Below are 17,693 nucleotides of genomic sequence, written 5' to 3' on the forward strand. Positions count from 1 at the left end.
CGTCAAGAGAGAAGGAAAAACGTCAGCACGACGTACATCGCGACGAATCGCACCGCGACGCCGAGGAACTGGCGCTGGGAGATGCTGTTTTCGGCCCAGCCGACATAGGCTGTGCGCAGTGCCCAGACGCCCCACAGCAACAGCACGACGAACACGCCGCCGACCAGGACGACGGAAACATCCGAAGGGCCGAAACCGCTGTTGGCCTGAAAGGCGGTGACCTGATCGCCCGTCATGGCGCGTCCTCCGCCTCTTGGCGGTAATCGCCGATCAGCGTTGTGGGGTCGCGCGGCTGTGCGCGCTGCGGCGTCAGGTAGTCGCGGATGCCGCTGCGGACACGCTCGATGTCCTCGCGCAGCCGCGCGTAGTCGAAGTGGTAGCGGGAGGCGTCCTGCTTCGGCAGGCGCTCGCTGTGCTCGGCCAGCCGGTCGAGCATGTCGAGCTGACGCACGAGCGCCGCGAGCTGCGCATGCTCGGAAGCGGTATCAGTGGCGAACGCGCTTTGCGTGACCAGCAGCAGGCAGGCCAGGGCTGGAGCCAGCGCGCGCCACCGGATGAATGCTGTGTTGGCCGTCGTGCCCATCGCGCGATCCGAAAGTTGTATGGATGGCGTGATGCTGCGGCGAGAAGAGATGCGTTTCCGCAATCAATAAGAACGGCCGATCCACCGCATTTCTTGGGCGCACCGCACGCGAACGCTAGAGGTACTTCTTGAAGCTCCCGGCGGCCACGTCCACGGCCACGCCCAGCAGAACGGCGCTGGGCAGCAGGATCAAGATCGGACTCACGCTGATCGGCAACGCGAGGTAGACCGCCCACGGCAGTACCACCAGGGGCATCAAGGCCGCCTTGGCGCGGTGATAGACGAAGCCGGATTCGCGCCCCGCGCCGAAGCGGCGGATGTCCCGGCGTACCAGGCCGTCCACGAGGCCCGTGAATGCCGCCATGAGGAACAGCGGCAGCATCAGGCACAGCACCAGCAGGCGCACGAGGAACACCAGCACCGTGTACGCCGCCGCGATCAGATAGCTTTCCAGGTAGACGTAGACTTGACTCAGGTAGTAGCGGAAATCCCTGGTCTGACCGTGGCTGCCGGCGCTGGCCTGCGCGGAGGCGTTCTGCACCCACTCCAGCAGCCCGGTCTTGAGGAAGATCCATTCATACGCCCACTCGACAACCCGATGGGCGGTGCGCCCCGGTTCCTGCACCACCACGCTGCGCGTGAAGTAGGTCGATAGCTGGTCCAGCTCGTAGGCCACCATGTCTTGCGCGTGGCGCCATCCCTGTTCCGGCCAGAACAGGTGCATGCCGATCCACTCGACCAGGATGCACAGCAGCAGCGACCCGCACAGCACGCCGAAGAAGCGAAACGGCAAGGTGACAAGGCTGGCGAGAAAACCTCTCTGGCGTACCTGTTGGCGTTGCGCCGCGACGGCTGGATCGCTCATGCCCTTCCATCCTCGGCAGTATCGGCGAAGGCCATTTGCTTGAAGTCGTCGAGCAGGTCTGCCGGCAGCGCCTCGTGCTGCAACGCCGGCAGGCCCTGGCTTTCCCACCAGTCGCCGGCATCGACATAGTGCTGACGCATGTAGCCGGCCAGCTCCTGCAAATCCTTGGGCATGGCCTCGTCGGCGTCGGGCGCAGGCAAGGGCATGCGGATCTTCCACAGGTTGCCGCCTTCGAGCAGTGCGAAGGCCTGCCCCTTCGGCAGATTGACCACGTGCGCCGGTTCGATCAGCGGCACGCTGGTGGTGGTGATGCGGTCCTGCGTGTTGGACGTGAACGCGGTGTGCCCCTGGGGATCGGAGGTATCCGTCGCGCCACTGACGATCGAGGTGGTGTACACCTCGACCTTGGGCAACTGCCGGGTCAGCAGCTCGGCGGTGATTGTCTCCCGCACGCGCAACATGAACAGGTTGTTGAAGTTGCCGATGACCTGGCCGGCCTTGGCGCGGTTGCCGATGCGCGCCTCGATGTCGCTGAGTGTTTGCGTGTACGCCGTGACCTGCATACCGGCGCCGCCGCCCTTGTTCACCATGGGGATGAATTCATCGCCCATCAATTCGTTGAACTCGTCGGCATGCACGTTGATCGGCACCTTGGTGCCGGTCGAGGCGCCGGGCAGGCCATCGTCGATGCCGAACTTGTAGATGTGCCCGGCGACCGAAACCAAATCGCTGAACATCGAATTGCCCACGGCCGCCGCGACCTCGGCGTCCGACAGCGCATCCAGGCCGACGTAGACCACGGCGCGTTTGCGGATGATCTGCATCCAGTCGAAGATCGGTCGCGGATCATCGAGATCGGCATAGTTCGGCGCCAGGAGTTGCGCGATCTTGCCGGTGGTGAGCTTTTCCAGCAGCGGCAGCAGCGAGGCGACGATCTTGTCGAAGTAGGTGCGGTCGTAGCGCACCGCCGAACGCAGGCCGTCGAGCACCGGGTCGTAGACGCGCACCTGCGACAGATACTGCTCGATCGCCACCACGCGCTTTTCCCGTCCGATCATGTGGCGGGGAATGTTCTTGTCGTTCAGCCTGCCTTCGAGCTGGACGATGACCTCCCAGGCCTTCGGTTCGGCCTTGGCGAAGAAGTGCTGCGCGTACTCGATGAACAGCGCATCGATGTTGATGACGTGGCGCTGGATCAGCAGGTAGTCGGGGCGTCGTCCCAACTCCACCAGGGCGCGCGCGATGATGTTTACGAATCGCCAGGCGAACTCACGAAACGCGGCGCTGTTGCCTTCGCCGGAGAGCTGGCCGGCGATGCGCGTGGCGACTTCCGAAATCCGCCCAAAGCGGCCCACCGCGTTGTAGCGCGCTGAGATGTCCGGCCAGCCGAGATGAAAGCAATAGAACTCCCCTGCGCGCCCGGCGCGCTGGGCCTCCACGTACATGCGCTTGAGCAGGTCCGCATCGCCCTTGGGATCGAAGACGATCACGACTTCGTGTTCGCCGTTGACCTTGCGGCGGATGTCCTGGGTGATGAACAACTCCGCGAGCCGTGTCTTGCCGACGCGGGTGGTTCCCAGGACCAAACTGTGACCCACTCGCTCACCGAGCGGCAGCGACACATCGACCTCATGCGGTTCGATGCCGTGCAACCGTGGCAGACCGCCGACCGGCGGCAGCGGCCGCACCGGGTTCAGCGGGTTGTCCCAGGTGGTCAGGCGGGCCAGACGCGATAGCGGGAAAGGTGCGAACTCCAGGCGCTCTTCCAGCCGCCGCGCGGAGCGGTAGAGCGGTGTCGGTTCGACGTAGCGGCGAAACTCCGGCCGGTAGGTCTGCATCAGCCTGTGGATGTGGCGCTGATCCCAACGAAAGCCCCGCCCCACGAACAGGCGCTGCTGGCTCACCGGCACGTCGCGGCTCGCCATCACGTAGCGCGGTATGCGGCGGATGTTGCGGCGATAGCGCAGGATTGCCCAGGCTTCGTAGAAGCGGATGGTGCCGAAGGTCAGAAAGGCCAGCGCGCCGGCCAGGCCCAGCAGCGGGCTCAGTGCCAGCGACCAGGGCGCGGCGAGGCAGAGAACGGCGGCACCGAGGCAGACCGCGACGGTGTACAGCTCGACCGCTGGCCGCAGCAGGACTTCCACCGAATGCGGCTGGGCCATGTCACTGCTCGATCCCCGTGGCGGTGATGAGCACGGGGTAGTGGCGGATGCCGAGCCGTCGGGCCAGGTCGTCGGCGGAGACCGGGGACAAGGTGAGTTCCGGCGCAAGGCGCCGCAGGGCATCCAGTGCGTCCTGGGATTCGACGTTGACCACGAGGCCGACCGCGCCGAGTTCGCGCAAGGTGTCCGCGCGCTGGCGCAGCCACTGGTGCGAGCGCTCGTCGTCGCCCAGCAGGAACAGCGGCCTCAATCCGGGGGCCTCGATCACCCGGCGCTCGATCGCACCCGGCGTCAGCGACGGGGAACGCACCGGCAGCATGTCGGCTTCGCCAAGGCGCTCCCCCTGTGGCGGCAGCTCGATGCGCGGCGGCGGGCGTTCCCGGCGGGAGGCTTGAGGCTGGAGATCCAGCGCCTGGTAGTAGGGCAGCGCGGAAGTACCACCCCGATCCTCGACGACGACAAGGGGCTGGTCGGTGGCATGAGCGGTGAGGGCCAGCAGACCCAGCAGAGGCAACACACGCAGGCGGATGTTCATGGTCGAAGGCTCCTCGATGCGATGGTCGGAACCGGGCTGCCCTGTACGCGCGCCAGATGCTGCTGAACGCTGTGGCGGTAGCGGGCTGCCGGCGCGCCACCGGCGGGACGGTGGTAGCGGCCGATGGCGAGCAGCCAGTCATCGCCGGGCCTGTGGTGCTCGCGCAGGATCGTGGCGGCGAGTGCGAGATTCCGGTACGGGTCCAGCAGCTCGCAGGGGTGATCGAAGCGGTGTGCCTGGTAGCCGGCGTTGATCTGTCCCAGCCCGACGTCGATGCGCGTGGCCGGCACTTCCCGCAGCGCGCGCCGCAGGTTCGCGCAGGCGGCCTCGCGGGTCTGGAATCGGCGTGCCTGGCCGGCGACATTCAAGGTCCACGGCCAGGGCGTTCGCCGTCCGCGCAGCTCGATGCCGCTTTCCTGCAAGGCCACGGCGTACAGCACGGCGGAGGGAATGCCGGCGTCGTGCGCGGCCAGTTGATAGGCCGGCGGCGGAATCTCCCGTGCCTGGGCGGGCGTGATCCAGACGGCGAAGAAAAGCAGGCAGAGCGCGCTCGCGCGGTACAGGCTCATTGACGCTGCCATTGCCCGTTGACCTCGCGCACGACGGCCGGCAGCTCGCCCGGCACACCGATCGACAGCCACCGGCCCGCGTCGTGATTCAGGGTGATGGTCCGCGCGCGGACCTTGGCCGGCTCGATGCCCGCCCTGGCGGCCCATTGCCGGATGCGCGCATCGTCCTGGCGGCTGCCGACCATGTAGAGATCGAAAGCCGTTCCCGCTGCCTGCAACTGCTTCACACGCTGCTCGCAGGGCGGGCAGTCGTCCTTGATGAAGACCGCCAGCCTGCCGAGGGCGCCGGACGTGGCGGGGGCAGCGCCGGCATCGGTCAGGACAACGGGCTGAAGCGCGGGATGGAGCCGCTGCCAGGCGTCGTCGTAGGCGCGCTGGTACGCCAGCAGCTTCTCGACGCGGCGGGCCTCGGCCTGGACCTGAAGCTCCGCGTAACGTCGGCGTTCCTCGTCCGTGCGCGCTTCGATGCCCAGGGCGGTGAAGGGATCGAGGCCGGGCGAATACACGCCCAGCGGTCCCTGCATCAACTGCCGGTAGCGCGCCCACTCTTCGGTTTGCAGTCCCCAATCCCGCGCCAGGCGTTCGTCGAGATCGGCGTCGATGGCGGCCCTGTCCCGGCTCTGGACGATGCGGGAATCGGCGGCAGGCGCGTTCTGCGCGACGGCGACCGCCGAAGCCATCGAAGTGACGGCGAACGCCAGAACGAAACGAACGAACCACGGCTTCACGAAGACCTCCTACGGCACGCTCAAACGCCGCGCCTGCCCGTTGAACAGAAAGGTCGCGGTGCGCCCTTCGAGGGATTCGAGCCGCCAGCCGCTCTCGGTCTCGCCGAGACGCAGCACGCGCACCGACGCGAGCGAACGGGAATCGGCGGGCGCGATGGACAGGAAGCGCTCGCCGGCACGCAGTTCGATGTCCAGCAGGCGGAATGGCGGCTCGACGGTCGTGGGTCGCGCGGCCTCGGCCGGGGGCGGGCGACGTGGCGGCGCGGCGGCGGGTGCCGGCGTCTGGCGGACTTCCTTCAGACGCGCTTCGAGCTGTTCCACACGGCTTTGCAGGTGCGCGATGTCGGTGGCAACGTCCTGCGCGGGGTCCGCCTGTTCAAGCCGGGCAAGCCGTTCCTCCAGGGCCTGGCGAACCGCGTCGAGGCTGGCCTGGGTCAGCGGTTCGGGCTGGTATCCGATGCTATCCGTGCGCGACTCCAGTTCGGTGAGGCGGCCATCCAGCAGCGCGACCTCGATGGCCGGTGCGCTGGCTCGCACCTCCTCGGCGAGACGGGACAGGGACACGTGATTGACGACGACGGCCGCGCTGACGAGCAGCAGCCAGGTCGCTGCGGCGACGCGCAGCAGGCGGGTGCGGGATGTCGGATGGAAATCGGGAGGCAGGGTCATGGCAGCGGCTCCTGTTCCTGGGTGAAGCACACGCGCCGCGCCACGTCATCGACCTGAAGCTCCCAGGCCGGCCCCGCCAACGTCAGCAGGGCGTCGCGCAGGAACAGCGGCCCAAGCCGCAGGTGCGCCGCCGGCAAGGGAAGATGGTGGAGCGCTGCGGCGTCGGGATCGGCTTCGCAAAGGGTGTAGCCGGAACGCAGCAGCACGTAGCGCAGCGCCTCGCCGACCGTCGCGGGCAAGGTCGCCGGCATCGACACGTCGATGACCTGCAGCAGCAGGTCTTGCTGGGCGGTCTCCGGGACCAGCTCCACCAGGGTGTAGCGGCCATACCGGACGATGGGAATCCAGCCGTCCGGCACGGGCTGCGCGCGTGCTTCGGGCTCCGGCTCGATGACGGGTGGCGCGACGGAGGACGTGGCGCATCCGGTGGTCAGGGCGACGGCAATCAGGCCGGCGGCAAGCGCGGTGTGTCCGGCCAGGTGTTGGCGGCGAATGGGTGGCATGCGGCGGCTCCCAAGGGCATCGTGGTGCCACCATCGCAGGGGAAGGCCGTCGCATCAGCGAACAAAGGGAACTGCGGACCGCCCGATTTCTTGGCTAGTGAACTCGAATGATGATTCCTATTGAAAGTCGCTTATCGGCTGTAGATCGACAGTCAGCTTGAAGCAGGTGTACTTCCGACTAGCTTCTTAGAAGCCGTAGTCCGTTGAAGACCACCAGTAGGCTCGCACCCATGTCAGCGAACACCGCCATCCACATGGTCGCCTGTCCAGTAAAAGTGAGCACCAGAAAAACAGCCTTGATGCCGAGTGCTAGAACGATGTTCTGCATCAGCACTCTGGCAGTCGCTTGGGAGAGGCGAACAAAGGTCGGTATCTTGCGCAGGTCGTCGTCCATTAACGCTACATCCGCCGTCTCAATGGCGGTGTCGGTGCCGGCGGCACCCATGGCGAAACCGATGTCCGCTCGTGCCAACGCTGGTGCGTCGTTGATCCCATCACCAACCATGCCAACCTTGCCATCAAGCGCCAACCGTTCGACTTCGCGCAGCTTGTCCTCTGGAAGCAGGTTGCCTTGGGCATCATCAATCCCTGCCTGCCGGGCGATTGCCTGGGCAGTGTGAGGATTGTCTCCGGTGAGCATCAGAGTCTTTACGCCCAGCGCGTGCAGATCAGTTATGGCATCCCGGCTGCTGCTCCTTATCGTGTCGGCGACTGCGAACAAGGCCTGCACGCCATCGTCTCCGACCAACATCACTACCGTTTTGCCATCGGTTTCCAGCGATGACAGGCGCGCCTCCAACTCCGGTGAGCATTTCCCAAGTTCTTCGACCATTCGATGGTTGCCCAGGAAATATGTCGAGTCACCAATGCGGCCGCTAATTCCCCGACCAGGTAGGGCGTTGAAGTCAACCACTTCTCTTACTGTTATTCCGTCCGTTTCAGCGGCCAATGCCACAGCTTTCGAGACTGGATGATCGGAACGTGCCGCCAAGCTGGCGGCAAGTACGTGGGCACTATCAGGATCGGCGTCGCGCCAAGTGATGAAATCGGTCTGCGCCGGTTTGCCATGGGTGACTGTTCCGGTTTTGTCGAGCGCCAACCATTTCAGTTTTCGACCCTCTTCCAGATAGACGCCGCCCTTCACAAGAATGCCGTGCCGCGTTGCGGCAGCCAGGCCGCTGACAATGCTGACGGGGGTGGAAATGACCAGCGCGCACGGGCAGGCGATCACAAGTAGAACCAGTGCGCGGTAGACCCAATCGAGCCATGCCAGACCGAGAAACAGCGGCGGAAAGACGGCAACAGCAAGCGCTACCACGAATACAATGGGCGTATACCAGCGAGCGAATTGATCGACGAAACGTTGAGTCGGCGCACGGCTGCCTTGGGCGGCTTCCACAGCATGAATGATGCGCGCCAGGGTGGAGTTGCTGGCGGCAGCGGTGACGCTATATACGAAAGAGCCAGACTCGTTGATGGTCCCAGCAAAGACCTGATCGCCGGGCGCTTTTTCGATCGGGATGCTTTCGCCGGTGATTGGAGCCTGGTTGACGGTGGAGCGGCCTTCCACAACCTCGCCGTCGAGCGCAATGCGTTCTCCTGGTTTGACCCGAACCTGGCTGCCGATAGCAATCTGCTTAGCCTCTACTTCGCTCCAGGTTCCGTCTGGCTGTCGCACCGTGGCCCGCTCGGGTGTGAGGTCCATGAGGCCGCGTATCGCGTTGCGGGCGCGATCCAAGGACTTTGCTTCGATCACTTCAGCCAGCGCGAACAGGACCATGACCATGGCCGCTTCAGGCCAGTGCCCGATGATCATGGCGCCAGTAACCGCAATCGACATCAACGCATTCATGTTGAGGTTGCGGTTCTTGATCGCTATCCAACCCTTCTTGTAGGTGGGCAAACCTCCCGTAAGGATGGCGACCAGCGCCAGCGCCATAACCGACCAATGGTTGCCGTCATGGAGCCAGTACATGATCTCGGCTGCGATGGCCGTCACGCCCGAAATCGCCAGCGGCCACCACTTCGTTTGTGCTGGCTCCGGGACGCCGGATGTTTCTGCCGGCTCGACTACACGCGCATCAAAGTCAATGGTCTTGAGTGCGGCAAGCACATTTGGCAGAACGCCCGATGCGTGGCGGACCGTGAGCGTGCGCTGCACCAGATTGAAGTCGAGGTCCGAGACGCCAGGCACATCAACGAGCTTTGCGCGGATGAGTGCTTCTTCCGTAGGGCAGTCCATCCTCTGGATGGATAGCTTCGTGGCTTGCTCGGTCGCCGTATCGTTCGTCCGGACCGCTTGCATGCCCACTGCTGCAAGAGCCTGTTCCACGGGCGCCAACGATGGCAGCTCATGATGCACGCTCAGCGTGCGTTGCATGAGATTGAAGTCCAGCTTGGCAACACCCTGCATGCCGGTGAGCTTGCTGCGAATCAGTGCTTCCTCGGTGGGGCAATCCATATTGTCGATGCGGTAGATCGCCAGCGTGGAACCCAGGTCGGCATCCGCTTTCATCTCACGCTGTTGTGCAGGTGTGGGCCTCGACGAATTACCGCCGCAGCCCTTTGAGTCGCATGTGCTCATGGCAAACCTTCTTGCAGGTCTCGTTTACGTTGAGCATTTAATCATCTATAGTTACTATAGAGTCAAGCTGTGCCGTGAGGATTTGCCTATGAGCATCAAGATTGGTGATCTCGCCAAACGGACCGGGTGTGAGGTCGTGACCATCCGTTACTACGAGAAGGAGGGGCTGATGCCGGAGCCTCCGCGCAGCGAGGGGAACTTCCGGCTGTACGGCGACACGCACATCGAACGGTTGCAGTTCATACGGAACTGCCGTTCTCTCGACATGACGCTGGAGGAAGTGCGGACTCTGCTGGAGCTGAGGGATGCGCCCGTTGAGGAGTGCGGTGAGGTCAACGCACTCATAGATGAGCACATCCGCGAGGTGGAAGTCCGGGTTGAGACCTTGTTGCGATTGAAGCAACACCTGATGTCATTACGGGAAAAATGCTCCGGCACCTGGCCTACTACTTCGTGTCCTATCTTGAAGGGCTTGTCCGCCTCTGGTTGATGTTTCGCTGCCAAAAGAACGGCCCCCGAAGGGGCCGCCAAAGATCGAGCGATGCTCAATGCACCAACTGCCGTGCCAGCGCCACTTCCACCGAGTCGCCGTCCTGATTCAGAACGTCGAGCCCGGATTCCGGCACGTCTCCCGACGTGCTCTGTGACACCGTGATCTTCTTGGCCATCAGCCCCAGGCAAGTCATCTGCGAGGTGGCCGCGTAGCCCAGGTAGATCACCGTGACCGGCTGCTTCTGGCCGATGCGCCAGGAACGGCGCGCGGCCTGCTGCAACGAGTACACGTTGTAGCCCGACTGCATGAACACGATCGTCGGGAACTCCAACAAATCCAGGCCGGTTTTCACCAACTCGGGATTGGTGATGAGCACGTCGATGCCGCGATCAAGCTGCTCGGCGATCCAGTCCTCGCGGCGGGAGGCATCCACGCTCGCGCGCAGCACCGCCACCTTGAAGCCTTCCTGCTCCAGCAGCCCCTTCAGCCGCGACGTGGTATCGCGGGTTCCGGTGTAGACGCTGTAGACCAGCACCTTGCGGCCCGCCGCTTTTTCCTCGCGGCAGATGTCGATCAGTTCCCGCTCCTTCGGCATGACCTCCAGATCGGTGAACAGCGACGGCGTGAACGCCAACAGATTGCGGGTGCGCGGATGCTTGACCGTCTCCGACCGAAAGCACGTGTCCGGCCAGGCCAGCAGCACGTTGAGGACCACACCCAGCAGCGTCGTATCTCGACGCGCCAGCGCCTGCTTCAGCTCGGCGGTCAGTTGCCCCGCCAGGCGTCCGTAGGCCTGCGCCTGCTCCGCGTTCATCGCCACTTCGCGGAACTCCTCGTCGTAGGGCGGCAGCACGTTGCCGCCGATGTCCTTCAACTTGAGGAAGACCGTGAACGGCAATACACAGCGGAGCACGCCCTTGGGACCGAAGCCGGGAGCCTTCACGGTTCGCACCGTGATCTTGCTGCCCTTGGAGGTCTTGTGGGCCGAGCCGTTGCTCTCGGAGTAGATGTCCTTGAGCACGCCGTGGTCGCGCATGAACGCCATCGCAGCCGGCGTCAGACTGCCTTGCTTGCTCGGCCGGTAGCCGTCTTCGATCATTCGCCCAGGCAGGGCGCGGAACAGCAGGTAGAACAAATCGTCGCCGTAACCGCCCATCAAGGTGCCGGTCAGCAGCAGCGTCTTGCGCGCCTTGGAGGCCAAGACCCCCATTGCCTGCCCCTGGGCGGAGCCCGCGTTCTTGTACTCGTGCGCCTCGTCGGCGATGAGCAGGTCGAACGTGCCTTGTGGCAGGTAGCGTTTGACGTATTCCGAAGGCTGATAACCACCTTCGCCGAAGCCGAACTCCATCGAGGCCATCGCACGTTCCATGCGCTGGGCCTGCCGGTCGGAAAACACCAGCTCGCCGTTGTCGTCCATGAGGTTGATGAACTCGTACAGGTTGTCGCCCAGCATCGAAGCCAGGAACGACTCGCCGAACTTCTTCATCAGCCGCTGCGCGGTGACTTCGCCGATCGTGGGAATACGCTTCAGGGCCTTGAGCACGGCTTGCGACTGGTCGTTGGCCGACAGGCGCCGGGGACGGATCAGCGTCCACAGCGTCGAGGCGCAGTGTCCGCACTTGCGGCGGGTTTCCTCCGCTTCGAGTTCCACCGGGTTGATCGGCTCGCCGTCCAGGTCGGTGATGACCTGGCCGCAATGCGGGCACGCCCCCACGTCGCCGTGAAGGGTGCGCCAGCGCACGAACGCCGGTTTCCAGTGAAAGCCCATGCGCATGCGCACACGGCCGAGAACGAAGAACTCCTGCCCCTGGGGCGGCACGCCCAACTGCTCACGCAGTTTCAGCAGCTTGACCAGCGTGTCCGGGCCGTTGAGCACCCAGACCTTGGCGCCGGCCACCGTCTCCTGGATTTCGCGCCGCCACTTGTAGACCAAGTGGGGTGGCGAGAGCACCAAGGTGCGACGGTAGCCTTCGGTATTGAGCACCGCGGCCGTGGCGATGCCGACGGTCGTCTTGCCGCAGCCCATTTCGCCGTTGACGATCGCGGCGCGTTCGCCACGATCGACCAGCAGCTCGGTGACGGCATGGACGACCTCGGCCTGGGCGGCAAACAACTTCCGCTTCAGGCCGGCCAGGATGTCCTGGCGATGCGCCCGCGCCTGTCCGGCATAGACGGGCGGATTGGCGCGATTGAGAGAATCCAGCAGCTCGTCGCCGAACTCGGTGACGAAATCCTGCAAGCTGATGGTGAGTGGAGAAGCTGCCGCTTCCAGCAGGTCGCCCTGCGCGGCGGTGTCGGGACGGGTTTCGAGATCGAGGGACATGGTGATGCTCCAAAGAAAATGGGGCATGCACCTCCCCCGTGGGGCGGTGACATGCCCCAGGGTTGGGAAGAAACGCGACGCTCACACGTCGCGGAGAAAGCGGATCAATACTCTTCAGGCAACAGCAACGTGGTCACGCTGCGATCCCATTCGGTGATGATCCAAAGTTTCAGGTCGGGCGTGACCTGGTAGGACGAGAACAACCGATCCTCGCCGGACTTCAACGCGGCATCGTTTTGCCGCCGGTCTTCGTCGCAGAGATCGCCCCAGTCGCCATCGAGATGGCGTCGGAGATAGGGGCCGGGATTGAATACACCCCGTTGAACCAGGTCGTTCACGCCTGCGGTCATGACCGTGTGGCCGGCCGGAAAGCGTGGTTGAGACAGAAGTGCGAGTGCCATGGTGATTACCTCTCAAAGAAAAGGGGCCACGGCACCCCACGGGGGCGACTGGACCCCTGTGGGTGGATGAAAGCGACGGCGAACCGTCGAGGGATGACGATCAGCGAATGGTGAGCACCTGCCCCCGAGTCGGGGAGCCGGGTGTCATGTCCCACGCGCGGATCACGGGTACGAAGCGATCGGTGAGGATGCGTGTCTCGGCGACCGAGCCGTCATCCCGTTCCGTGTACTCCGTGGCCAAGGATTTCTCCTTGTGGGTGTCGCCCTTGACCACCAGCACCTTGCCGGTCTCGGAAGTCACGACGCCCGATATCGCGCCGGCCGCGAGGGCCAGGGCGAGATGCCAGTGCGACAGGGCGCGCGCCGGGGGCCGTGGCAATTGCTGCGCGGCGCCCAGGTGCGTGTCGATCGACGGCCACAGCCCTTGCAGGCGCTGTACCTCGTCGGCGAACTGCTCGGGTTCGAGCGTGATGCGATAGAAGTGCTCCGGTTCGACGGGAGACGCCGGAACCGTGTAAGGCTGGAACGGCCATTCGCAGGGCAATTCCTCGGCTTCGATGTCGCCTTGCCCGACTTGCAGCAACAGGCTGCGCGCCGTCTTGGCGTCGTCCGACACCTGCTCACGCTGACGCACGCGCCGGCCGAAGATCACCACCTGCTTGAACTGCACGTCCACCGCACGGTAGATGCGCAGGTCGGCGAAGTGGCGGGTCAGCCAGCCGACGAACTCGGCATCGAGCACATAGGCCGGAATGATGAGCACCAGCACGCCGTCGTATTGCAACAGCGGCAGACTGCGTTGATAGAACAGCTTTTCCAGCCGTGCGCGGCCCTGACCCTGGTAGCCGATGTTGCCATCGACGCCCCGCGTCAGATCGCCATAGGGCGGATTGAGCCACAGCAGTCCGAAGGACTGGCGGGAAATCAGCGCGTCCATCAGATCGCCGTGCAGACAACGATCGACGAGTCTGCGCGCGTGGGTGGCGCGCTCCGCGTCGTACTCGACCGCAAATGCCTTCACCTGTTCGCGCCCGAGGGCATGAGCGGCTTCGGCGATCGCGACGCCTTCGCCGGCGCAGGGATCGAGGATGCACATGGCACCGGAAGACGGCACCAGCGCGGTCAAGGTTCTTTCCAGCGTGGGTTCGTCCGTTGGGAAGTAGCCGTTCTTGATGAAGTTGCGCGCAAGGCGCGGGAACATGAGAGCCATGAGAATCTCCTGTGAAGAAGTGGGATGAAAGCGGGCATGCGCGACGCACATGCCCGATATGGAGGCGTCAGGCCGCGCGCCGAAGCGGCTTGCCCGAGGCCAGTTCGTACTGCGAAACGCCCAGCGTGCCGCTGCGGATCAGATCGCCCAGCGCCGTGGTCAGCGCCGGAACATCCAGGGCCAGCCGATGGCCTTCCAGCGGCCCGAGGGCGAACGGAAGGCGGGTCAGCATGTCCCGCGACTGCAACAGCGCCAGCACGGCATCGCGCCAGTGGTCGAGTAACGGCAACGGGCAGGTCTCCTGCACCAGCGCCCACAGGCGTTCGGTGTGGTCGGTGACTGCCCTGGGCAGTAGTGCCAATGCGCTGGCGTTGGCCTTGTCGGGCTTCACGCAGCGCTTGTCGAACAGCCACAGATGGGCCATGGAACCGAACAGCGTGCGCCGGAAGGCGCGCGTGGTGCGCTTCTCCAGGTTGTCGGTGTTGCCGACGAACACCGGGATCGACGCTCCCTGATCGGTGACGAGATGGAACTGGTCCAGCCCCTGCTCGGATCGACCGAGGGTGAGGCGGGCCAGGAACTCCTGGACGGCGGTGTCGCGTGCCCAGACGGACAGAAAGACCAGGTTGCCGTGCTCGTCGCCGATGCAGCCGTCGGCCATGAGGTCGGGGCATTCGTCGATGCGATAGAGCACACTGGATGATGTGGATGCAGGCATGGTGATGTCCTCGAAGTAAAGAGAGGCAGCACCACCCGCGAGGGCAGTCACTGCCCCAGGGGGATGGAAGGAAACGCCGTAGGCGTCTTGGCAAAGGGAACGACCTGTGCGTCGCAACGCACCGTAGCCTTGAAGGTCTCGGCTACCTGGGCATGTTGTCGGCAACGCCGACGGACATGGGGGTAGCCTGCTTCAAGAGGCCGATGAGCGGGAGCGAAAAACCGTCACGCGACACAACCCTGTTTGCCGGGTATGTCCCAGGGACTTCCGCTGAAAGAAAAAAGCGGACCATGCCGTCATGGGCATGATCCGCTTGATGGTCAGGCTTTCAACTGACGCAGACCTTCCGCCAGCAGCCAGAGCGCCCGGTTCAGCCGGACGTTCTGGTCGATGCCTTGAACGGGCCGCGTGCGTTGCTGGCGCCCGTTCGCGGTACGGCCGGCCAGGCCGCCTTTGACGAGGTTCTCCTGCACTCGGTTGAAGGTGGACCAGAGGTCCAAACGGTTGTCGTCGAAACGACGTGGCCGCAGAACCTGACTCTCCGTGATCGGCAAGGTTTTGCCGGGATCGTCGTACTTGAGGGCCAACGCCGATCTGGCGAAGACTTCCGCCTCACCCTCTTCGAGTGCGATGGCACGCATGGCGTCGCGCGAGTGTTGCACTCGCTCGAAACCCTGCAAGACCTCATAGGCGCCTTCGATGACGTGATCGGTGACGTTGCCCTTGTGAGGAACGCGGACGTCGGCGAACGTGTCGCCGCACACCAGGCCGTTCTGGCAGACGAAGCGGAACATGCCTGCCAGCATCTGATAGCTGCTGGTGCCATCGTGCGAGTTGAGCAGGATGATCTCGTTCGCCTCGGTGCCGTTGATCTGGCTCTCGTGGCGAAGCCGCAGCATGTGCTTGGTGTAGTCACGGCGATCTTCGTGGCGCACACGTGTCTGGCACACCATGAACGGTTGGAACCCCTCATTGCGCAGCTCCGTCAACACCGCCGCAGTCGGGATGTAGCTGTAGCGCTGGGAACGGCTTTCGTGCGGGGTCTCCGCGAAGATGGATGGGGCGACGGTGCGGATCTGATCATCCGACAGCGGATGATCCGAGCGCAGCACCGGAGAACGATGGGCAAAACGGGATGAGAGTTGCATGACTATCTCCTTGAGGATTGGAGCAATCGGCATCGAGAGGCCAGAAGCCGGATTCGCGCGATTGCATGGGACAAAGAAAAGCCCTGCGGAGCAGGGCCTGGATGGGTCAGGTAAAGAGGAGTGCAGCCCCGTGAAGAAAGGGCCTGCGGATCATTCCGGCTCGAATTGCCGGCTGTAGGGGTTGAAGCGAAGCGCCTCGTTCCCCTTGAGGATCGGTGTGAAACCGTCCAGGTAGATGTTGACGAGGTACTGGTCGCGGTAGGTCAGCGCCTGCCGTGCCTGTTCCTCGGTGAGACCTTCGCTGACGAAGTGATCGAGCAGTTCCTCGTCGGAGGAGACTTCGTTGTTGGACAACTGATCTTCGACGAGGCCCAGCAACGATGCCGGAAGGGAGGCCAGGATCGAGTCCATGACGTACCTCCCGTGCTCAGGCCGCCGACGCCGGCATGCGCCGACGTGCGTGATGGGCGAGCACTCCTTCGCGCCACTCGGGGGATTGCACCGGCGCCATGTCGAGATAGCGCAAGGGGCACGAGTAGTAGTAGGGGTGCATGGATTCATCCAGGGGCTTGTGGCCCCATTCGCCACCCGAGCCTTGCAGCAGGTCGCAGCGGATGACGTTGATGGAATCGCCGGCAGCGAGCTTCATGAATCCCGCCTGCTTGGCAGTGATGCGCACCACGGACCACAGCACGTTGCCGCGCAGGGCGTGGGCGATGACCTCCGAGCGAGCGTTTTCGGCTTCCTGCGGTTCGATCAGTTTGTGGATCAGTTGGTCGCGGGTTTGCCGCGAGAAATACCAGCCCATGGGAGTTCTCCTGTGAAAAAACCGGAGCACTCCCCCGACGGGGAAGTACCCCGGCGGGTGGTTGAAACGTCGCGGGAAGCGACGGGTGGATCAGGCGGAGGCGAGATGCCAGTCCTGGGACAGCGGTGCGAACTCGTAGCCCAAGGCGCCGAGACGGTCGCGTTGCTGACGCAACAGGCGACGATCGACGGTGGCATCGAGCTTGACGATCTCGCTGAGCGGCCAGAGCGCGCCGAACAGCGTGGCGTCGTCGTCCTGCGTCACCGGCTTGGAAGCCGGCTTGGCTGGAACGTCCACACCGAACGGCGTGGTATCGACCAGGGGATCGTCGGACGTTGCCGCCTTCGCTTCGACAGGTGCCGAAGTGGAGGAGACAGACGTTTGCGCTTCCTCGTCGATCGGATCGACTTCCTGCGGACTCAGCCGGTTGGCTTCATCGCGGCTCAGGGGATCGATGTTCGATAAGGTCATGCCGCCCAAATGGGCGCGAAGCTCGATGACCATGCGGCCGCTCGTGTAGTACATCGAAGGGCGGATTTCGGTGATGACGAAATCGCCCTCGTACTTGCCTTCGCGGTACTGGTCCAGCTCGGCATTCTTGATGACGAACTCGCAGACGGACGTAGCAAGGCGGCCGACGTTGAAGTCGCCGTTCCTGCCGTGGATGGTCTTGATGGCCAATTGGCCGGGAAGCGTAATCATGAGGCAGCTCCTTACGATGATGAAAAGCCGCGAGACACCGACCTCGGAAGATCGGCGGCTCGATGGCGGGAAGGAAAGCAAGGCCCCGGAGAGGGGCCTTGTGGGTCAGAACGACTCGGCCAGCGCCGGGGTGTCGGCGGTGTCGGTCTCGGGAATCGCTTCCTCGGATGCGGGTGCATCCTGGGTCGCGGTCTCGCTCGAAACGGCGGGCGTTTCGTCGCGAGGCGTTTCCTCGGAGGCTTTGGGTTCGGCCTTGTAGACGAACTGGCCATCGACCTTGATCCAGCTCACGAAGAGCAGGCGGGCCTTCAGGCTGACGCCCGGTTTACCTTCATTCTTCCCCTTGGTGTAGGTGAAGATGTCGGTCCACAGGTCGCCCAGGCGGAACCCGATCAGCACCTTGCGTTCAGCCTCGACGGCGGGGACGCAACGGCGGATCAGATGCTGCGCTTCGCTGCCCGAAACACGCACGTCGAAACGGCGGTATTCCGGGGCATCGCTCGGACCATTGAGCGCCGCAATGTCGCAGGCCAGGAAGGCATCGCCTTTCTTGGGCTTCACTTCGCGGATGCGATTGAGATACCCGAGGCCGGTGATGTGGAGGTCGAAGTAGGACTTTTCGGATGAAGTGGTCATGGTGAATCTCCAGACTTGAGGGACAAGAAGGCGGAGACACACCCACCCTGGCGGGG

General features: G+C 64.0%; 20 protein-coding genes. 1 reads left to right on the forward strand and 19 read right to left on the reverse strand.

The window, feature by feature from the left end; translation table 11 throughout:
- Nucleotides 1-2 precede the first annotated feature (2 nt).
- The 10 genes from ACL2XM_RS24110 to ACL2XM_RS24155 all read right to left on the reverse strand — a co-directional run bounded on the left by ACL2XM_RS24110 (nt 3) and on the right by ACL2XM_RS24155 (nt 9,198).
- On the reverse strand, nt 3-236 hold the full coding sequence (locus ACL2XM_RS24110; RefSeq protein ID WP_012639388.1) for a TIGR03758 family integrating conjugative element protein: 234 nt from the start codon (nt 234-236) through the stop codon (nt 3-5).
- Complete coding sequence (locus ACL2XM_RS24115; RefSeq protein WP_413731769.1) at nt 233-583, reverse strand: RAQPRD family integrative conjugative element protein; 351 nt, start codon at nt 581-583, stop codon at nt 233-235. The genes ACL2XM_RS24110 and ACL2XM_RS24115 overlap by 4 nt, the downstream gene beginning before the upstream one ends.
- 115 nt (nt 584-698) lie before the next feature.
- Nucleotides 699-1,448 carry a TIGR03747 family integrating conjugative element membrane protein gene (locus ACL2XM_RS24120; RefSeq protein ID WP_413731770.1) on the reverse strand — a complete coding sequence of 250 codons (750 nt, stop codon included), beginning with the start codon at nt 1,446-1,448 and terminating at the stop codon, nt 699-701.
- Nucleotides 1,445-3,610: a type IV conjugative transfer system coupling protein TraD gene (gene traD / locus ACL2XM_RS24125; RefSeq protein ID WP_413731772.1), complete on the reverse strand. Its 2,166-nt coding sequence runs from the start codon at nt 3,608-3,610 to the stop codon at nt 1,445-1,447. The genes ACL2XM_RS24120 and traD overlap by 4 nt, the downstream gene beginning before the upstream one ends.
- Nucleotide 3,611: 1 nt before the next feature.
- Entirely contained in the window at nt 3,612-4,145 is a 534-nt protein-coding gene (locus ACL2XM_RS24130; RefSeq protein ID WP_413731773.1) for an integrating conjugative element protein, read from the reverse strand.
- Nucleotides 4,142-4,726, reverse strand: coding sequence for a transglycosylase SLT domain-containing protein (locus ACL2XM_RS24135; protein WP_413731775.1), 585 nt, complete (start codon nt 4,724-4,726; stop codon nt 4,142-4,144). Before ACL2XM_RS24135 ends, ACL2XM_RS24130 begins: the two co-directional genes overlap by 4 nt.
- Nucleotides 4,711-5,394, reverse strand: a complete 684-nt coding sequence (locus ACL2XM_RS24140; RefSeq protein ID WP_413733262.1) for a TIGR03759 family integrating conjugative element protein — start codon at nt 5,392-5,394, stop codon at nt 4,711-4,713. Before ACL2XM_RS24140 ends, ACL2XM_RS24135 begins: the two co-directional genes overlap by 16 nt.
- A gap of 57 nt (nt 5,395-5,451) precedes the next feature.
- Entirely contained in the window at nt 5,452-6,111 is a 660-nt protein-coding gene (locus ACL2XM_RS24145; RefSeq protein WP_413731776.1) for a hypothetical protein, read from the reverse strand.
- A complete protein-coding gene (locus tag ACL2XM_RS24150; protein WP_413731778.1) occupies nt 6,108-6,614 on the reverse strand; it encodes a PilL N-terminal domain-containing protein in 507 nt (168 codons plus the stop codon). The genes ACL2XM_RS24145 and ACL2XM_RS24150 overlap by 4 nt, the downstream gene beginning before the upstream one ends.
- 178 nt (nt 6,615-6,792) lie before the next feature.
- Nucleotides 6,793-9,198 (reverse strand): heavy metal translocating P-type ATPase, encoded by a 2,406-nt coding sequence (locus tag ACL2XM_RS24155; protein WP_413731780.1) that lies wholly within the window; start codon nt 9,196-9,198, stop codon nt 6,793-6,795.
- A gap of 88 nt (nt 9,199-9,286) precedes the next feature.
- Here ACL2XM_RS24155 and cadR point away from each other — a divergent pair, with 88 nt between their 5' ends.
- Nucleotides 9,287-9,688, forward strand: a complete 402-nt coding sequence (gene cadR / locus ACL2XM_RS24160) for a Cd(II)/Pb(II)-responsive transcriptional regulator (RefSeq protein ID WP_413731781.1) — start codon at nt 9,287-9,289, stop codon at nt 9,686-9,688.
- Between the two features lie 55 nt (nt 9,689-9,743).
- Here cadR and ACL2XM_RS24165 read toward each other — a convergent pair whose 3' ends face one another.
- From ACL2XM_RS24165 to ACL2XM_RS24205, 9 genes are all read right to left on the reverse strand, one after another.
- Entirely contained in the window at nt 9,744-12,014 is a 2,271-nt protein-coding gene (locus tag ACL2XM_RS24165; protein WP_413731783.1) for a helicase-related protein, read from the reverse strand.
- A gap of 104 nt (nt 12,015-12,118) precedes the next feature.
- Nucleotides 12,119-12,415, reverse strand: a complete 297-nt coding sequence (locus ACL2XM_RS24170; protein WP_413731785.1) for a hypothetical protein — start codon at nt 12,413-12,415, stop codon at nt 12,119-12,121.
- 100 nt (nt 12,416-12,515) lie between these two features.
- Nucleotides 12,516-13,625, reverse strand: coding sequence for a DUF6094 domain-containing protein (locus tag ACL2XM_RS24175; protein ID WP_413731787.1), 1,110 nt, complete (start codon nt 13,623-13,625; stop codon nt 12,516-12,518).
- 67 nt (nt 13,626-13,692) lie between these two features.
- Nucleotides 13,693-14,343: a hypothetical protein gene (locus tag ACL2XM_RS24180; RefSeq protein ID WP_413731789.1), complete on the reverse strand. Its 651-nt coding sequence runs from the start codon at nt 14,341-14,343 to the stop codon at nt 13,693-13,695.
- A 320-nt stretch (nt 14,344-14,663) separates the two neighbouring features.
- On the reverse strand, nt 14,664-15,491 hold the full coding sequence (locus ACL2XM_RS24185; RefSeq protein ID WP_413731791.1) for a DUF932 domain-containing protein: 828 nt from the start codon (nt 15,489-15,491) through the stop codon (nt 14,664-14,666).
- A 150-nt stretch (nt 15,492-15,641) separates the two neighbouring features.
- Nucleotides 15,642-15,902 (reverse strand): hypothetical protein, encoded by a 261-nt coding sequence (locus ACL2XM_RS24190; RefSeq protein WP_413731792.1) that lies wholly within the window; start codon nt 15,900-15,902, stop codon nt 15,642-15,644.
- A gap of 16 nt (nt 15,903-15,918) precedes the next feature.
- Entirely contained in the window at nt 15,919-16,299 is a 381-nt protein-coding gene (locus tag ACL2XM_RS24195; RefSeq protein WP_413731793.1) for a hypothetical protein, read from the reverse strand.
- Between the two features lie 90 nt (nt 16,300-16,389).
- On the reverse strand, nt 16,390-17,001 hold the full coding sequence (locus ACL2XM_RS24200; RefSeq protein WP_413731794.1) for a DUF3275 family protein: 612 nt from the start codon (nt 16,999-17,001) through the stop codon (nt 16,390-16,392).
- A gap of 105 nt (nt 17,002-17,106) precedes the next feature.
- Entirely contained in the window at nt 17,107-17,637 is a 531-nt protein-coding gene (locus ACL2XM_RS24205; RefSeq protein ID WP_413731795.1) for an STY4534 family ICE replication protein, read from the reverse strand.
- Nucleotides 17,638-17,693: the final 56 nt, after the last annotated feature.

The organism is Sodalis sp. RH20 (assembly GCF_047324205.1).
GTDB lineage: Bacteria > Pseudomonadota > Gammaproteobacteria > Enterobacterales > Enterobacteriaceae > Acerihabitans.

Excerpts from the sequence above, each read along its gene's own strand:
- ACL2XM_RS24175 (WP_413731787.1), bottom strand. The coding sequence starts at position 13,625 with ATGGCTCTCATGTTCCCGCGCCTTGCGCGCAACTTCATCAAGAACGGC.
- ACL2XM_RS24150 (WP_413731778.1), bottom strand. The coding sequence starts at position 6,614 with ATGCCACCCATTCGCCGCCAACACCTGGCCGGACACACCGCGCTTGCC.
- ACL2XM_RS24190 (WP_413731792.1), bottom strand. The coding sequence starts at position 15,902 with ATGGACTCGATCCTGGCCTCCCTTCCGGCATCGTTGCTGGGCCTCGTC.
- ACL2XM_RS24200 (WP_413731794.1), bottom strand. The coding sequence starts at position 17,001 with ATGATTACGCTTCCCGGCCAATTGGCCATCAAGACCATCCACGGCAGG.
- cadR (WP_413731781.1), top strand. The coding sequence starts at position 9,287 with ATGAGCATCAAGATTGGTGATCTCGCCAAACGGACCGGGTGTGAGGTC.
- ACL2XM_RS24180 (WP_413731789.1), bottom strand. The coding sequence starts at position 14,343 with ATGCCTGCATCCACATCATCCAGTGTGCTCTATCGCATCGACGAATGC.
- ACL2XM_RS24130 (WP_413731773.1), bottom strand. The coding sequence starts at position 4,145 with ATGAACATCCGCCTGCGTGTGTTGCCTCTGCTGGGTCTGCTGGCCCTC.
- ACL2XM_RS24170 (WP_413731785.1), bottom strand. The coding sequence starts at position 12,415 with ATGGCACTCGCACTTCTGTCTCAACCACGCTTTCCGGCCGGCCACACG.
- ACL2XM_RS24140 (WP_413733262.1), bottom strand. The coding sequence starts at position 5,394 with ATGGCTTCGGCGGTCGCCGTCGCGCAGAACGCGCCTGCCGCCGATTCC.
- ACL2XM_RS24120 (WP_413731770.1), bottom strand. The coding sequence starts at position 1,448 with ATGAGCGATCCAGCCGTCGCGGCGCAACGCCAACAGGTACGCCAGAGA.
- ACL2XM_RS24185 (WP_413731791.1), bottom strand. The coding sequence starts at position 15,491 with ATGCAACTCTCATCCCGTTTTGCCCATCGTTCTCCGGTGCTGCGCTCG.
- ACL2XM_RS24110 (WP_012639388.1), bottom strand. The coding sequence starts at position 236 with ATGACGGGCGATCAGGTCACCGCCTTTCAGGCCAACAGCGGTTTCGGC.
- ACL2XM_RS24115 (WP_413731769.1), bottom strand. The coding sequence starts at position 583 with ATGGGCACGACGGCCAACACAGCATTCATCCGGTGGCGCGCGCTGGCT.
- ACL2XM_RS24195 (WP_413731793.1), bottom strand. The coding sequence starts at position 16,299 with ATGGGCTGGTATTTCTCGCGGCAAACCCGCGACCAACTGATCCACAAA.
- ACL2XM_RS24155 (WP_413731780.1), bottom strand. The coding sequence starts at position 9,198 with ATGAGCACATGCGACTCAAAGGGCTGCGGCGGTAATTCGTCGAGGCCC.
- ACL2XM_RS24145 (WP_413731776.1), bottom strand. The coding sequence starts at position 6,111 with ATGACCCTGCCTCCCGATTTCCATCCGACATCCCGCACCCGCCTGCTG.
- ACL2XM_RS24205 (WP_413731795.1), bottom strand. The coding sequence starts at position 17,637 with ATGACCACTTCATCCGAAAAGTCCTACTTCGACCTCCACATCACCGGC.
- ACL2XM_RS24135 (WP_413731775.1), bottom strand. The coding sequence starts at position 4,726 with ATGGCAGCGTCAATGAGCCTGTACCGCGCGAGCGCGCTCTGCCTGCTT.
- ACL2XM_RS24165 (WP_413731783.1), bottom strand. The coding sequence starts at position 12,014 with ATGTCCCTCGATCTCGAAACCCGTCCCGACACCGCCGCGCAGGGCGAC.
- traD (WP_413731772.1), bottom strand. The coding sequence starts at position 3,610 with ATGGCCCAGCCGCATTCGGTGGAAGTCCTGCTGCGGCCAGCGGTCGAG.